The sequence below is a fragment of the Bacillus sp. 9.4 genome (genome assembly GCF_055486415.1).
This window is the reverse complement of the sequence record NZ_JBVFMU010000007.1, coordinates 89,607-105,448: the sequence shown is the minus strand read 5'-3', so window position 1 is coordinate 105,448 and position 15,842 is coordinate 89,607. Positions and strand designations below refer to the sequence as shown.

Annotated in this window: 16 protein-coding genes, 1 tRNA gene, 1 pseudogene and 1 riboswitch; of the genes and pseudogenes, 6 read left to right on the top strand and 12 right to left on the bottom strand. The window is 42.6% G+C overall.

The features are described 5' to 3' along the window. Positions 1-77 (bottom strand) — tRNA-Arg (locus tag ACZ07B_RS21270). Positions 78-412: 335 nt separating this feature from the next. Between ACZ07B_RS21270 and ACZ07B_RS21265 the strand changes: the two genes are divergently transcribed. Beyond that, a complete protein-coding gene (locus tag ACZ07B_RS21265; RefSeq protein WP_024573398.1) occupies positions 413-1,267 on the top strand; it encodes a manganese catalase family protein in 855 nt (284 codons plus the stop codon). A 60-nt stretch (positions 1,268-1,327) separates the two neighbouring features. Here ACZ07B_RS21265 and gmuG read toward each other — a convergent pair whose 3' ends face one another. From gmuG to ACZ07B_RS21225, 8 genes are all read right to left on the bottom strand, one after another. After that, complete coding sequence (gene gmuG / locus ACZ07B_RS21260) at positions 1,328-2,416, bottom strand: mannan endo-1,4-beta-mannosidase (RefSeq protein ID WP_464877663.1); 1,089 nt, start codon at positions 2,414-2,416, stop codon at positions 1,328-1,330. Between the two features lie 18 nt (positions 2,417-2,434). Then, on the bottom strand, positions 2,435-3,382 hold the full coding sequence (gene manA, locus ACZ07B_RS21255) for a mannose-6-phosphate isomerase, class I (RefSeq protein WP_464877662.1): 948 nt from the start codon (positions 3,380-3,382) through the stop codon (positions 2,435-2,437). Beyond that, the gene (locus tag ACZ07B_RS21250) at positions 3,379-4,278 is read right to left on the bottom strand and encodes an ROK family protein (RefSeq protein ID WP_464877661.1); all 900 of its coding nucleotides are present in this window, start codon (positions 4,276-4,278) and stop codon (positions 3,379-3,381) included. Before ACZ07B_RS21250 ends, manA begins: the two co-directional genes overlap by 4 nt. A gap of 28 nt (positions 4,279-4,306) precedes the next feature. Continuing rightward, on the bottom strand, positions 4,307-5,020 hold the full coding sequence (gene gmuR / locus ACZ07B_RS21245; protein WP_049140477.1) for a transcriptional regulator GmuR: 714 nt from the start codon (positions 5,018-5,020) through the stop codon (positions 4,307-4,309). A 148-nt stretch (positions 5,021-5,168) separates the two neighbouring features. Further along, positions 5,169-6,566, bottom strand: a complete 1,398-nt coding sequence (gmuD, locus tag ACZ07B_RS21240) for a 6-phospho-beta-glucosidase GmuD (protein WP_089172468.1) — start codon at positions 6,564-6,566, stop codon at positions 5,169-5,171. Positions 6,567-6,583: 17 nt separating this feature from the next. Further along, complete coding sequence (celB, locus tag ACZ07B_RS21235; protein ID WP_129092939.1) at positions 6,584-7,912, bottom strand: PTS cellobiose transporter subunit IIC; 1,329 nt, start codon at positions 7,910-7,912, stop codon at positions 6,584-6,586. An 18-nt stretch (positions 7,913-7,930) separates the two neighbouring features. Further along, positions 7,931-8,263 carry a PTS sugar transporter subunit IIA gene (locus ACZ07B_RS21230; protein WP_021481624.1) on the bottom strand — a complete coding sequence of 111 codons (333 nt, stop codon included), beginning with the start codon at positions 8,261-8,263 and terminating at the stop codon, positions 7,931-7,933. After that, positions 8,263-8,574, bottom strand: coding sequence for a PTS sugar transporter subunit IIB (locus ACZ07B_RS21225; protein WP_014112863.1), 312 nt, complete (start codon positions 8,572-8,574; stop codon positions 8,263-8,265). The genes ACZ07B_RS21230 and ACZ07B_RS21225 overlap by 1 nt, the downstream gene beginning before the upstream one ends. Positions 8,575-8,750: 176 nt before the next feature. Then, positions 8,751-8,850: riboswitch (purine riboswitch) on the top strand. 55 nt (positions 8,851-8,905) lie between these two features. Between ACZ07B_RS21225 and pbuE the strand changes: the two genes are divergently transcribed. Further along, positions 8,906-10,072 carry a purine transporter PbuE gene (gene pbuE, locus ACZ07B_RS21220; RefSeq protein WP_003234105.1) on the top strand — a complete coding sequence of 389 codons (1,167 nt, stop codon included), beginning with the start codon at positions 8,906-8,908 and terminating at the stop codon, positions 10,070-10,072. A gap of 15 nt (positions 10,073-10,087) precedes the next feature. On the opposite strand, the gene ACZ07B_RS21215 is transcribed toward pbuE, so the two are convergent. Further along, positions 10,088-10,705 carry a YdhK family protein gene (locus tag ACZ07B_RS21215; protein ID WP_082200996.1) on the bottom strand — a complete coding sequence of 206 codons (618 nt, stop codon included), beginning with the start codon at positions 10,703-10,705 and terminating at the stop codon, positions 10,088-10,090. 141 nt (positions 10,706-10,846) lie between these two features. Then, complete coding sequence (locus ACZ07B_RS21210) at positions 10,847-11,824, bottom strand: HD domain-containing protein (protein ID WP_134155599.1); 978 nt, start codon at positions 11,822-11,824, stop codon at positions 10,847-10,849. 81 nt (positions 11,825-11,905) lie between these two features. Here ACZ07B_RS21210 and ACZ07B_RS21205 point away from each other — a divergent pair, with 81 nt between their 5' ends. Both ACZ07B_RS21205 and ACZ07B_RS21200 read left to right on the top strand, forming a co-directional pair. Next, a complete protein-coding gene (locus ACZ07B_RS21205; protein ID WP_406901689.1) occupies positions 11,906-12,388 on the top strand; it encodes a GNAT family N-acetyltransferase in 483 nt (160 codons plus the stop codon). Between the two features lie 16 nt (positions 12,389-12,404). Beyond that, complete coding sequence (locus tag ACZ07B_RS21200; RefSeq protein ID WP_464877660.1) at positions 12,405-12,902, top strand: YdhH/YoaO family protein; 498 nt, start codon at positions 12,405-12,407, stop codon at positions 12,900-12,902. 74 nt (positions 12,903-12,976) lie between these two features. On the opposite strand, the pseudogene fra reads toward ACZ07B_RS21200, so the two are convergent. Continuing rightward, positions 12,977-13,347, bottom strand: a pseudogene (gene fra, locus ACZ07B_RS21195) (iron chaperone frataxin). A 330-nt stretch (positions 13,348-13,677) separates the two neighbouring features. On the opposite strand from fra, the gene phoB reads away from it, so the two are divergent. Next, a complete protein-coding gene (phoB, locus tag ACZ07B_RS21190) occupies positions 13,678-15,066 on the top strand; it encodes an alkaline phosphatase PhoB (protein ID WP_464877659.1) in 1,389 nt (462 codons plus the stop codon). Positions 15,067-15,131: 65 nt separating this feature from the next. Then, positions 15,132-15,842, top strand: a complete 711-nt coding sequence (locus ACZ07B_RS21185) for a membrane lipoprotein lipid attachment site-containing protein (RefSeq protein WP_464877658.1) — start codon at positions 15,132-15,134, stop codon at positions 15,840-15,842.

The window sequence follows — 15,842 nt, the reverse complement described above, 5'->3', positions numbered from 1 at the left end:
TGGCGCGCCCGAGAGGAGTCGAACCCCTAACCTTTTGATCCGTAGTCAAACGCTCTATCCAATTGAGCTACGGGCGCTTATCAAGCGACTTAACTATCATACTATCAATTGATGTTGAAGTCAAGAAGTTTTTTAAAAATGTTTTTCGAATCTTTTTCAATTCGACTTTTCTTATTATACACATTTTCGAAATCTTGTAAACACCTTAGAAAAACTTTTTTGTTTTTCTGTTTTGTTTCACGCTGTTCATCAGCGACGTTTAATAATATACCATGCCTGTTTTATTTGGTCAACACTTTTCCTGTATTTTTTTATTTTCTTCTTTCACGCCTTCCCATGCTTATCATGTATATATTTTATCTCATCTTACAAATAATATAAGAAAATCTCTTAAGAAGAAATGAGGCGTGTTATGTATTACTACAAAGAGGAACTGATTAATATCATTAAACCGGACAAGCCAGACCCGGCAGCTGCTAAGGTCCTGCAGGAGATATTAGGCGGTCATTACGGAGAAATGCGTACAATGATGCAGTTTTTTTTCCAAAGCTCTAATTTCAGAGGAAAGCAGAAACAGTATCGCGATCTGCTTCGCGGCATTTTTTTAGAGGAGATTGCCCACGTTGAACTGGTTCAAAACACAATCAATGCTTTATTAGATGAATCAGGCGGTGAAGGTGTCGGCAGTCAAGGTACAGATCAAGCGCCACTTGATGAAGCGGTTAAACATGCTAATCCTCATCATTATATTATTGGAGCGCAAAGTTCCCTTCCTGTTGATGCAGGGGGCAATCCGTGGAACGGGTCGTGGGTGTATAACCACGGAAACTTAATTACTGACCTGCTGGATAACCTGCTTCTTGAGTCGACAGGTGTGCTGCAAAAAACAAGAATTTATGAAATGAGCTCTAATCAGACGTTCCGAGAAACACTTGCTTTTCTGATTGTACGCGACAATGCTCACCAGAATGCATTCGCGAAAGCGCTCGAGACATTGGGCGTTGAATGGGCGAAGCTGCTCCCTGTGCCGAATTATGACATTAATAAATATCCTGAGTGCAGAAAGTATGTCGAATTAGGCTACCATAATGCACAGTTTAACTTTAGGTTGGATGAAACGAGAATCAGTGAAATCTATCAAGGGAAATCTCCAAGCCGAAATGGCGGAGAGTTACAAGTAATAGATCCTCCGGCAGGCTTTCCCGTACCAGTGCTTCCTGAAATACCAAATGAACACAGTCCTGGGTTAGGCGATATGAATGCTTAATCCAGTGGGAAGGTGCTCAAGAAACTTCTTGAGCACCTTCTTAATTGTGACATTACGGATTCACTCAACGATTGGCGTTAAAGAATCACCATTCCATATTTCTCCCTTGTTGAGTGTCCAGCTGTCATGATATAAAGCTGAAGCACCCTTGTTTACTGCTGGGCTCCATTCATCATTCCATGCCAGAAAGTAAATGGTTTTAGGATATTTTTGTTTTATAGCATTGATAAATAGGCTGTAATCAAAGCTGCCGTTTGCTGTTTGCGGGCCGACTTCTGTAAAAGCAAAAGGTTTATTAAGCGCTGTTAGCTGATCGTATCCATTGATCGAGTAGGCATCTTGAAAATACGCATCTAATCCGACAATATCCACGTAAGACTCGCCCGGGTAAAAATCAGTTTTAAAATCTCGGTTGGCGTCGGGAGAGTAAACCCAAATCAAATGATCAAGTCCTCTTGTGTCGGTCATATAATGATAGATTTTCTTGTAGAGCTGTTTATATAAAGAGATTCTTTCATTATCCTTTTGGTTATATGATGTGAGTCCCCACCAAAACCATTCACCGTTCATTTCATGCAGCGGCCTGAACAAAACAGGCACACCTTGGTTCTCCAGCTCTTGAAGTCCGTCAGCAATTTTGCTGAGCATGGCATTCAGCCGCTTCCCTTCTGCTGTTGAAGAATCTAGTATTTTTTTATACTGATCGTTTGTAATCGGTGTTTTAAAATGCCCTGACTGAAAAGCAGGATTCGCCAGGTGCAAGCTGATTTGAGGGATTCCACCATTTTTCCAATACGACATTAAATCGCTGTTGCAGCTTACATCTATTGAATCTTCAATATTTGCTGTTTCAAGCCATCCTCTGGCATAATCGCAGCCGTAAATAGCAGGCGATTGCCCGGTGGCGCTTCGGATTCTATCAGCCTCAGCCATAGAAAATGTGTCATGACTGTAACCTCCGAACGCTCCGGAAAGGACTCTGTTTTCCGTTCGGTTCGGCAGGTGCGCAAGCCAGTTCATCACTGCTTTTGTTGTCTGCTGTGCATTAGGATTCACAGGCGACACAGTATGCGCTTCAATTGGTTTTGCTAAAACAGCAGACGCAAGTAAAAATAAAATGAGCAAAGAGATCGTATGTTTCTTAAACAAATGCAACTCCCCCATTCATTAAGGATGAGATATCATGAATTCACATGTTCCTTCTATTGAAAACTCGCCAAAATGCGCAGGCAAGACAAAGTGTGAGCCTGCATTGCATTCATACTGACTACCATTATTTATGATTCGTCCTGATCCGCTCAGAACACTCCCCAGCAAATAGGTTTGATATGAAGGAAAAGCAGTTCGGCCGCTAATCTTCCATTTGTACACTGAGAAATAATCTGATTGCACATAAACAGTGATCTCGGCGTTACCAACTTCTTTCACTTCCGGTGTATGCACTTTATCGATATGCGGTATCGTTATGACTTCCATGGCTTTTTCTATATGAAGAGTTCTTTTTTGGCCCTGGTCATTACAGCGGTCATAATCGTATACGCGATACGTTGTATCAGAGTTTTGCTGGATTTCAAGGACAAGGGTTCCCTCACATAAAGCATGGAGTGTACCGCTTGGCACATAAAAGAAATCTCCGGGCTTGATTTTGATTCGCCTCAGCAGCCCGTTCCAATCACCGCTTTCTATTCGTTGTTTGAACTCTTCCTTTGTGCTTGCATGATGTCCCAAAATTAGTTCGGCGTCATCTTTGCAATCAATGATATACCAGCACTCCGTTTTACCAAGGTCGCCATTTTCGTGCAGTTTTGCATAATCATCATCAGGATGGACTTGCACTGAGAGATCCATATTGGCGTCCAGCAGCTTTACCAGCAGCGGAAACACCTTCCTATCTGGAAAACCGAAAATCTCTGGATGATCTAGCCATACTTGATCTAGTGTCTTTCCTGCCAGCGGGCCGTTCTTTACAGCCGACGGGCCATGGGCATGGGCAGAAACGGCCCAGCACTCACCTGTTTTTTGTGAGGGTATTGCGTAGCCAAAAGCGTCACGAAGCTTCGTCCCTCCCCATAGTCTTTCTTTAAAGACAGGCTCTAAAAATAAAGGATGCGTCATGATCGCACCTCCCCGGATGCTGCCTCTGCTTGTAAGGCCTGGTGCGCCAAAACTAGCGTGCCGATGATTCCGGCGTTACTGCCTAAACGTGGAGGTACAATATAATTACTTATACAATCTGACAATTCAGAAAAATCTAAGTAGCTGTTCATGATTTTCGGTACATATTGATAGATATAAGAAAACACTTGTTTCTGTTGCATGACGCCGCCGCCAAGAATGATTTTTTTAGGGGCAAGGATCAAAATATACTGAGCCAGCGCTTGGGCAATATAGTACCCTTCCAGTTCCCAGACTTGGGCTATATCTGATAAATCCGCGGCTTTTTTTCCCCAGCGGGCTTCGATAGCGGGGCCTGAAGCTAAGCCTTCAAAACAATCTCCATGATAAGGGCACTTCCCTTGGTATACGTCATCCGGGTGCCTCCGGATATAAATATGGCCCATCTCTGGGTGTGACAGCCCCTGAAGGAGCCTCCCCTCTACAATAGCCCCCGCTCCGATGCCAGTGCCAATCGTTATATACAGGCAGCTGTCAATACCCTTCGCTTCACCGAAAATGAATTCACCCAGCGCCGCAGCGTTGACATCTGTACTAAATCCGACTGGGATTTTCATTTCGTTCTTAACGGTTTGCAAAAAGGGGTAGTGTCTCCAGCCCGCTTTCGGCGTGGCCGTAATGGTACCGTATGTTTGACTGGTTTTATCGTTATCAACGGGACCAAAGGAGCCGATGCCGATTGCCTGTAATGAAAATTGGCGAAAATATTGAATTACTTTCTCTATCGTTTCATCCGGCATCTTTGTGGGGAATTCTATTCGGTCAATGATTGTTCCATCTTCTTTACCGACAGCACAAACAATCTTTGTGCCGCCTGCTTCAATACCGCCAAGCATGCAGATGGCCTCCTTGTTGTCTCCGCAATCAGCGCCGTATGTTTACAGAAGTCACAACAAACTTGTCATGCCGATGACGTGAAAAGGAATATTCAAATGGAATGCCGTTATCTAAGAAGCCCACATGTTCAACTTCAAGAATTGGATCATCCTTTTTACAGCCCAGATGCTGCTGGTCAATATGATCAGATTTGCAGGCTCTGATTTTCCGATGTGAGCCGGCGATTTTGAGCTGCAGCACGTTTGTAATATGATTGTAGATCGAATCATGAAGGACATCGTCATTAATGCCCGGTATTAAATGAGTCGGCATATATGTTTTTTCCAATACATAGGGTTCACCTTCTACAATTCGCAGCCGAACGACATAATAAACCGGTGTTTTCTGATCAATAGACAAATGGGCGGCCACTTCCTCAGTGGGAAATTGCACTTCAAACTGAATGACCTTGCTTTTGATTTTTTTATCTTTCAGCAAGTTGGTCAATCCGAGAATCTCATTGCTGACTACATGGACATGGTCATCCTGTATTGCAGATTGAATAATAAACGTGCCATGGCCTCGTTTTCTAAACAGCAGACCCTCGGCAACTAAATTATCCAAGGCTCTCTTCATCGTCATGCGGCTTGAGTTAAATTCTTTTGCAAGAGATACTTCATCAGGAATGGGCTGATCGATCGGATATACGTTATTTTTAATTCTATTTCTCATTTCATTTGCAATGATTTCGTATTTATTCATTGGTATCCTCCGGCAGCTGTTAGAGTTTGATATCACATAAGCTTTTACGGATATCATAAGTTCTTTTCCCTATTTCATCAATGTTGCGGATTTTCGTCATCTCTATTCGTTATGATGATTGCCGGAAGATCTTGACCTTTAGGAAAATCTAGAAACCGCTATGCTCAGCAACCTCTTTGAACCATTTTCCGCTCTTTTTGACGGTTCTTTCTCCGTCTTTCTCAAGATTGACTGATACAAATCCGTATCGGTTTTTATAGGCATTTGTCCAAGACCAGTTGTCCATGAACGTCCATAAGTGATAGCCTTTTACGTTCGAGCCTTCCTGTATGGCGCGGTGAATCCATTTGAGGTGCTCTTTTATAAATTCAATCCGGTAATCATCTTGAATGATGCCTTGTTCATCCCTGAATCGCTCTTCACCTTCAACCCCCATACCGTTTTCAGAGATAAAACACTCGATGTTGCCGTAGTTTTCTTTTAAATTGATCAAAATATCATAAACGCCTTTTTCATAGATCTCCCAGCCGCGATGCGGATTCATTTTGCGGCCCGGCATGACGTAGGGATCAAAATACCTGTCCGGCAAAAAAGGAGCGTCGGGATTCGGAAGATGTTCTTTCGCTTTCACACGTCTCGGCTGGTAATAATTCACTCCCAACAGGTCAACCGTGTTCTTTTTGATGATGTCAAGATCTTCAGCGTTGTAATCTGGCATAAAGCCTTCATGCTTCAAAATGTCAACCAGCTCTTTGGGAAATTCGCCTTTGACAGATGGGTCTAAAAAAGATCTGTTAAAAAACGCGTCTGCGATTTCCCCGGCTTTCACATCCGCCGGATGGCTGCTTCTCGGGTATGAAGGGGTCAAATTTAAGATGATACCGATTTTTCCGTCCTGCTTCATCTCCCTGTAAGCCTGAATGGCACGGGCACTTGATAGCATCGTATGAAATCCAACCTGGACGGCCTCTTTAAAATCGACCTTGTTTGGATAATGAAAATCATATAGGTATCCGCCTTCTACGGGAACGATTGGTTCATTATGCGTGAACCATTTTTTCACCCGGCCGCCAAACAAACGGAAGCAAGTTCTTGCATAGTTTTCATACGCGTCAACCGTCTCTCTATTGACCCAGCCACCGATTTTTTGAAGCGCCATCGGCATATCGAAATGAAACAAATTGACAAAAGGTTCAATTCCGTTAGCGATCAACTCATCAATGACATTGTTATAGAAATTTGCGGCTTTATCGTTGATCTCGCCCGTTCCGTTTGGTATTAAACGTGACCAGGAAATCGACATCCGGAACGAGTTGTGGCCAAGCTCCTTCATCAGCCTGATATCTTCTTTATAGTTGTCGTAAAATTGGGATGTGTCTGCGGGGCCGACATGATCAAAAAAACGATGCGGTTCTTTTTCAAACCAATAATCCCATATATTCTGGCCTTTTCCGTCTCTGTCGGCGGCACCCTCCGTTTGTGTTGCTGAAGCGGATGATCCCCACCAAAAATCCTTTGGAAAACGATATTGTTCTGTTTGTGCCAAGTCTCTCTCCCCTTATGTCACATTTTTATGCTGTTATCATTTTGCTGAGCAGCTGTCTCCTGCACAGCCTGTTCTTTTTCTTTTGCCAGATTTAATTTATCCATTGCTTTTAGGAACGGAAACCAGATCACGAAGACAATCAGCAGATTGATAAGCTGCATCACGCCCCCCATGATTGAGTTCGTCGCCATGATGCCATTAATGAACAATGGAACCGTCCACGGCACCGTCACACCAGTCGGAGGCGGAACGAGCCCGGCTGACATAGCCAGATAGGTGACGAGCGTAACAACCATCGGTGCCAGCACCCAAGGCACAATAATGATCGGATTCATGACAATCGGAAGCCCGAAGATAATCGGTTCGTTTACGTTAAAAATACCGGGAGCGAGGCCAAGTTTTGATACTTGCTTCATCTGCCTGCTTTTCATGAATATGAGAATGGTAAACACAATCGCAAGCGTCATCCCGGTTCCGCCCATCCCTACTGTATAAATCTCCATAAACGGTTTTGAAATAATATGAGGGATTTCTTTTCCCGCCGTGTAAGCAGAAAGGTTTTCTACCTGCAGTGTATTCCAAATCGGGTCCATCACGGAGTTGATAATGATCTGTCCATGCAGTCCGAAAAACCAAAGAATTTGAATAAAAAACACGGCAATAAGCGTTGGGATGATACCGCTTCCAAGTCCGACAAGCGGAGCCTGAATCGCGTGATAAATGACGTCGTGCATATTTGTTTTAAAAAACAGAGTCACCATTACGTTAATCAGCAAAAATACGGTCAATGTGATAAAAGCCGGAATAAGTGCGGCGAATGATTTTGCTACAGCAGGCGGAACGCCGGCTGGCATTTTGATTGTCAGGTTTTTTTGAACGATTCTTCTGTAGATTTCGCCAGAAAGAAATGCCGTAATCATCCCAAGAAACATCCCTTTTGCACCGAGACGGTCGACCGGAATAACCCCTGTAACGGCATCTCCTGTTTCCGGCTGAACGATAAATGGCGTTAAGAGCAAAAAGGAAACCAAAGCGATCGCTCCGCCAAATACAGCTTCGACCTGATAGCTTTTTGACAGGTAATAGCCTATCCCGAACACAACAAAGACAGACATAATGCCCATAGTCGCCGTGGAGGCAATGCCGAAATGAGACTGAAACGATGTAAGCATTGAGGCATTCATGATTTTGTTTAGAAACGGCAAATTCGTTAACACGACAAAAATGGACCCGAATATCGTAAGCGGGAAAGCCAGCATAAATGCATCACGCAGCACTTGCAAATAACGGTTATTGTTTAACCTCCCTGCAATTGGAACAAGGAATTGGCTGATTTTCTCGAACACCCTATCCACCCCGATTATTTATAGATTCTTTGTTTTAAAAAGATCAAGCATCTCTTTCACTAATTCTTTCATGGATAATGTTGACATCAGATGATCCTCTGCATGCATAAGCAGCAATGAGAAAGCTTGTGCTTCTCCGCCGGATTCCTTCTGTATCATTTGAAAGTGAATGTCATGGGCCGCGGATAAATCCTGCTCAGCCTTGGCAATGAGGGCATCCGCCTCATCCTTGTTCCCTTCTTTGTAGGCGCGCAGTGATTGTATGATGCAGCTGCGGGCATTGCCGCTGTGCAGGATAAGCTGAAAACTGATTTGTTCGTCTGTTAAGTTCGTGATTTTCACCTGTTCCATTATTGATTCTCCATTAAGGACAATGCCTGCTCATACGCTTTTTTCCCATCTGCCATTCCGTAGGCCATCATGTCAATGACTTCAACCCGAATGTTGTATTGATCCGCTTCTTTTTGGAGTTCGCTTTTCAGAAAGCTCATTTGCGGACCGATCAAAACGGCATCCGCTTTTCTCATGTCTTCTTTTGCTTTATCCTGGCCAACAGCCCAAATCTCTGCTTCCTCACCGATAGACTGTGCGTATTCCTTCATTTTTGTCACCAATAAACTGGTAGACATTCCTGAGCTGCACGCGAGTAATATTTTTTTCAACTGCTATCCCCCCTTGAGATTAAAACGCTTACATGGATTATTATAGTCATTTATTTTTAAATGTCTATACTTTTATAAAATAAATATAATCATACACTTGTCCGGTTCATCACTTTGTAAATTTTTCTATGGAAGATTCATTCATAATGTGGTACACTCATCAACGGAAACGAATCAATTAAATAGCTATTATCACTTGTATAACCTCAATAATATGGTTTGAGGGTGTCTACCAGGAACCGTAAAATCCTGATTACAAAATTTGTTTATGACATTTTTTGTAATCAGGATTTTTTTTATTTATCAAAACATTTAAGTAAAGGAGTTTGTTATGAATTTCAAAGTTTTCCTGCTTGCAGCTTCTACGATTGCAGTCGGATTGGTTGAGTTAATTGTGGGGGGGATTCTTCCTCAAATCGCAAATGATTTAGACATTTCCATTGTTTCAGCCGGACAGCTGATCAGTGTGTTTGCACTGGGATATGCAGTATCTGGGCCGCTGCTTTTGGCATTGACTGCGAAGATTGAGCGGAAGCGCTTATATCTAATTGCTTTATTTGTTTTCTTCCTTAGCAATCTTGTCGCCTATTTCAGCCCTAATTTCGCCACATTGATGGTATCTAGGGTATTGGCAGCAATGAGTACAGGGCTGATTGTTGTGCTTTCTTTAACAATTGCCCCGAAAATTGTAGCGCCTGAGTACAGAGCCCGCGCAATCGGAATTATTTTTATGGGTTTCAGCTCTGCTATCGCATTAGGCGTGCCGCTCGGAATCTTAATCAGCGATTCCTTCGGGTGGCGGATTTTGTTCCTTGGCATCGGCCTGTTGGCGCTGATCTCCATGCTGATTATTTCAATTTTCTTTGAAAGAATACCGGCGGAGAAAATGATTCCTTTCCGGGAACAGCTCAAGACGATCGGTAATCTGAAAATCGCGAGTTCACACCTCGTCACGATGTTTACATTAGCTGGCCACTACACGCTTTACGCTTACTTTGCACCGTTTTTAGAAGAGACTCTTCACCTGAGCTCTTTCTGGGTCAGCATTTGTTATTTCCTTTTCGGGATATCTGCTGTATGCGGAGGCCCTTTCGGAGGAGCGCTATCTGACCGGCTTGGTTCCTTTAAGAGCATTTTGCTGGTGACGGGTTCCTTTGCCATCATTATGTTCTTACTGCCGCTGTCTACATCGTCTATGATTTTCTTTTTGCCTGTCATGGTGATTTGGGGTCTTCTGAGCTGGAGCCTCGCCCCGGCTCAGCAAAGCTATTTAATTGAAATTGCACCTGATTCGTCTGACATTCAGCAAAGCTTTAACACGTCGGCCCTCCAAGTCGGAATTGCCCTTGGCTCAGCCATTGGCGGTGTTGTTTTGGATCAGACGGGTACTGTAGTGTCAACAGCATGGTGCGGCGGGTCAATTGTGATCATCGCTGTCCTGTTTGCTTTCATTTCTTTAACAAGACCTGTTCAAACAGCAAAAAAATCCTCCTTGTAAAAGGAGGATTTTTTATTATTTAGCTGAAAGCTCATCTTCTGTGACCCATTTGTGGTTTTTCACTTTTTCGCCGCTTGTTGTCGATGTATAGTCAACCATGTATACAGTTGTTTTTTCCGCGGAATCGATCTCGGCTGTTGCTCCTTTCATGCCTTTCATATGAGAAGCCTCTAAAATCACCTGATCTCCGGGTTGTAACGTTTTATCTCCGGCATCTTTGATTTCTTCTTGGATCACCCATTTGTGATGATCCACACGCTGTCCCCCATTAGTCGGAGTATAAGAAACAACATACGCAGTTGTATCATAGGCACCTGTTACCGTAGCTTCAGCACCTTTCATGCCTTTCATATGGGAAGTATTGATGATTACCTGGCTGCCTACTTTGTATTTCGGATTTTTAGATTCCTGTAATCCCTCTGGAACGTCAGCTGATCCGGAATGGTCCATCTCTTCATGTGTTGAGGAGTCTGAATGATTGTCATGTGTGCTTTCTTTCGTACTGTTGTTATTGCCGCATGCTGATAAAACAAAAACAAGAGATAACATCAGAATTCCCAGTGCATTTTTAGAGATTTTCATGTTCATTCTCCTTTGCTTCATTTTTTTCCTGTAACTTTTGCCCGCAGACAATGAAAACATGCCCTCTCGATAATACTATACCCCCGAACGGTATGTAAATACGCTGATATTCTCATAATGCGTTCCCGCAGTTTGTCCTATTCCCCTTTGTTTGCAAAGCCAAACATAAAAAAAGCCGCTGTCAGGCGGCAATTACTGATTTAAGATTTTTATATACACACCTTTTTTTGCTTTTTGATAAGCGGCCTCACCCATTTTCCTCACCTTTTCAGAAACATCTGAGGATTTGATCCATTTGTCATCAAGAAAAATGGATGGATCGATTAGGCGCATTTTCTTCTTTTGATGGAAATCGTACTGGATGTCATCTTCTATTACTTGTATGCCGGGATGAATGGATGTAAGCAAGCTCAGGACTTCTTCATTTTTTGATGCACGCAGGATGTTCAGTACCTCTTGGTCCGTTTTCAGCAGATCCTCTGCGGATATGACATCATGCCGCAGCGCTGCCTTCAATGCTCGCGCTAAATATTCATATCCATATACATTCACGGGATTCAAAAAGAAATCAATCACTTCCTTGTAGTACACACTGACAAACCATTCGGCGGCTTCAATACTATCAGGAAACATCCTTCCGTTTCTCACAATAAGATGATCCAAAAAGGTTTGCGCTTCGTGCAGGTTAATGTGTCCATATCGGTACATATCACGCAGCGTATAGTCTGTCCGATCAGCACACAGCTCCGGTGCGGGCTGTTCGAGCAATGTCCACCTTGAATCGTCAGATAAAAGTTCTTCAGTATGATAGCCGTGTTTTTGTAAAATGTCCGGGATTTCAGAGTGAACAATGACTTGTTGAAAGATGTTTTCATGATAGTCTTCTGCTTGATTTTCAAAGACAACGTCGACCACATGAGAAAAAGCTGTGTGTGATACGTCGTGGAGCAGACCCGCAATCTGTTCTTCTATCGTTCCTCCGAGCTTTTTGATGAGGAGCATTACGCCGATGGAGTGCTCATACCGGGTCACATTCCACCTTCGATTGACTAAAAAGCTTGCTCCGCCTTGATAGATCCCTTTTAATCTTTGCACAGGAGCGCTTTTGATAAGCTCTTCCAGCACTCCGTCTATATGGTGGTGCCCGTAAATGACATCGCTGATTTCCATGCTGTCACCTCAATGTCTATTTTTTTGTTATATATTGTTTATATTGATAGTACACATGCAATCTTTCAATAGAGGAGTGTTATGATGATCATCATCCCAAACAATGAGATAGCGAAACATATGTTGACCGATTTTTTTGCCAAGCATTGGGGTACACCCGAGATGGCGATTTCCAGCGGCATTTTTCGGTGTGATGAATTAGATGGATTTGCCACAGTAAATGAAAGCGGCGAAATCATTGGCTGTATTACATACACAATAGATGGGAAAGATTGTGAAATTATTTCATTAGATAGTTTGATTGAAAATAAAGGAATCGGCACAGCTTTACTTCAGCAGGTTGAAGAGAAGGCTAAACATGCACATTGTCAACGAATAAAGCTTATCACAACGAATGATAATGTACATGCGATGGCGTTTTATCAAAAGAGAGGCTATCAATTCGCCGCAGTGTTTCCAAACGCAGTTGAAAAAGCGCGCCGACTCAAGCCAGAGATTCCCGAGGTGGCTGAAAACGGCATTTTGATTCGGGATGAAATTCTATTTTCGAAGGTAATTGATTAAACGAATAGGAGTCTTTATGTCCAGTCATTATAAATACCCTCTCATTTTCACGGCATTCCTATTAATCGCTTTCTGCTTGATCTTTTTTTCCTATCACCTGATTCATCATGTTCGTTTGGAGTATCCGAATTGGCAGGGAGTAAGCAAAGACCAGAATTGGGAAGCTGTTTTCACAAAAAATGAAGATGCACCGAATGAATACAGCGGCAAACTTTATTGGATCGGTGATACAATTGAAATAGACAACACTTATCTGGAATCACTGATTGTAAAAAAGGATGATGAAGTTCTGCTGAGTTCTGACACGGAAATCCCGATGCATGATTATGCTGGAGGCACTTTTTCTGATGGAAGCGCAAAAGAAAAGTCCGTTTCTTTTTTAGAGCGGTTAGATGAACATGAGCTTGAAGGCCATGATATAACCATTGAAGTGAAATGGAAACAAGGTGATCATTATTCTGCGAGTCAGCTTACGCTCAATGAAAAGACCTTGTTTGATGAAAAGCAGCAATAGATGATCAAAACGAAAAATAGACAAATGAAAAGGCATAACATATTTTATACAGCCCATATGTTATGCCTTTTTCTTCATTTCCGCCAAAAAGTGGAGCAGTTCGCCTTGTCTGAATATTAAACTCAATCATTTTCTCAAGTAGCGTGTAATCAACTGGACCATTCCAAGGGATACGTATCAGCTGCTCGGTGTAGTCATATCCGGCCTTCACAATATCATCCTCTACGTGCGCTATCGTTACTTTTTCAGGAGCGACAGCTAAATGCTTTTTAGAAACACTAAAGCCAATAATAAATGTACCGTGATCCGTAAACATCGGTTGATTCCATTTTATTTCTGTATGTAAATTTGGATATTTATCTTTGATCCAAGTTAACACCTCTTCCGTTCTTTCTCGGTGGAACGGGTCATCAATCCCCGCTAAATACTCAGAAAAAACGTCCATGTTGTTCCCTCCTAAAATAAAATGATGCCACTCCATATGAATTGCTCAGACATGTGCTTACACAATACCTCTTTCCAACATAATACTTAAAATTGTTCAAGATGTAAGCGGGTTGCTTCTATGCGACTATAGCAGATTTCAGTCCGCCTATCCACGGCCAGTATCTATTCCTCCAATTTATTTCTTTAGTACTATCACTCTTTCCTTCTTTTGATAGCAGTTCATTATTCTTGTAAATCCAATCTTTAAAATCGATTAATACTAGCTTAACAGTTTAAAAATATAATTGGGTTGTCATAGTGATTCATCTATATTTAGGAGGTTATCCAGTTGAAAAAATTCCCGAAGAAATTACTGCCTATCGCGGTTTTATCATCAATTGCGTTCAGCAGCTTAGCCAGCGGCAGTGTGCCTGATGCCAGCGCCCAGGAAAAGAAAAAGGGAAACCAAGACGAAATTAAGAATGTTATTGTTCTGATTGGTGATGGTATGGGTGTGTCTTATACGTCCGCTTATCGATACTTAAAGGATAATAAAAAGACAAAAGTTGTGGAGCCTACGGCTTTTGATCAGTATCTTGTCGGCCAGCAAACAACTTACCCCGATGATCCTGAACAAAATGTAACAGATTCTGCAGCGGCGGCAACGGCTATGTCTGCGGGAATTAAAACATACAATAATGCCATAGCCGTGGATAACGACGGGTCAGAAGCCAAAACGGTGCTTGAAGCTGCGAAAGAAAAAGGAAAAGCAACAGGACTTGTGGCTACTTCAGAAATTACACACGCCACTCCGGCCTCTTTCGGTTCACACGACCACAGCCGAAAAAATATGAACTCAATTGCGGATGATTATTTTGATGAGATGGTCAACGGCAAGCACAAAATTGATGTCCTTCTAGGCGGAGGAAAGAGCAATTTTGACCGTAAGGACCGTAATTTGATCAAGGAATTCAAAAAAGCGGGATACAGCTACGTGGATAACCGCAAGGACATGCTGAAAAACAAAGACAGCCAAGTTCTCGGCCTATTCGCTGACGGCGGCCTGCCTAAAAAGATTGACCGGACGAAGGATGTTCCATCACTTAAAGATATGACAAACACAGCCATTAAAAAATTAAACAAGGATAAAGACGGATTCTTCCTCATGGTGGAAGGCAGCCAAATTGACTGGGCGGGCCATGACAATGATATCGTCGGCGCCATGAGCGAGATGGAAGACTTCGAACAAGCTTATAAGGCGGCTATTGATTTCGCTAAAAAAGACAAGCACACATTGGTTGTCGCAACGGCTGACCACTCAACCGGCGGATATTCCATCGGTGCGGACGGCATCTACAATTGGTTCAGTGAACCCATTAAAGCCGCAAAACGCACACCAGACTTTATGGCAGAAAAGATCGCTGACGGCGCGGATGTTGAAAAAACGTTGAAAACCTATATCGATCAAAAGAAATTGGCTTTAACAAAAGCCGAAATTCAATCTGTCGAAGAAGCAGCAAAATCGAAGGAAGTGCTGGATATCGATAACGCAATCGAGAACATTTTTAATAAACGCTCTCACACTGGATGGACAACAGGCGGACATACCGGTGAAGATGTTCCCGTCTATGCATACGGTCCGTCTAGTGAGACATTTGCCGGCCAAATCGACAATACAGAAATCGCCAAAAATGTCTTCAAGGCTTTACAATACAACATTAAGATTAACGATAAGTAAAAGAATACAAGGTGTCCCGTTGCTTGTATGAAGTAACGGGATCTCTTTTTAATGGAGGAATCATCATGAGAAGAATTCTTTCAATTTTCGTTTTTGCTATCATGCTTGCGGGCTGCTCATCAAACGCCAGTACTGAAAAACAGCATGCAGGCGGGGAGAAAACAGTAAAAGCTGAGCCGCAAAGCACTTCATCCCAGAAGGACAGCACAGATGATTATCAGCCTAATTCCCAGGTAACTGATGACCGGTCATTGCTTAAGGTCGGCCAAACGTTTTCAGATGATAAAGGAAAAGCTGTCTTAAAAGATATCAAACAAGTGAACAAAACCTATAAGATTGGCGACGTGGAGTTAACGGTAGAAGAAATGAAGCTGATCCACTTGCGCCCGGACTACAGCATGATTGATTACTTTCATGAGTTAACACACGATGAAGAGTTTGATTTCGTTAAGGTCTTCGTTGATATCAAGAACACCTCTTCAAAAAAAGTAAATGTTGCGCCGATTGCATTGATGAAAACAAATACGGGTGAAACCTTTGATTGGAACAAAGATATTTATCTTGAAGAGTTAAACGGCGAATTGGAAGGCGGCGCCGAAAAGTCCGGAAATCTCGGCTTTATTGTGAACGCATCAAGCGGCCATGCTCATGATAAGGCCGCGGATGCTGAGAAGAAAACAAAAAAGATCAAGTGGATCGAAATCACGACAAGTGACGTCTTTGACCATAACCATAAGAAAATCAGCGATGCTCAAAAAATCAAAATCAAGTTTTAA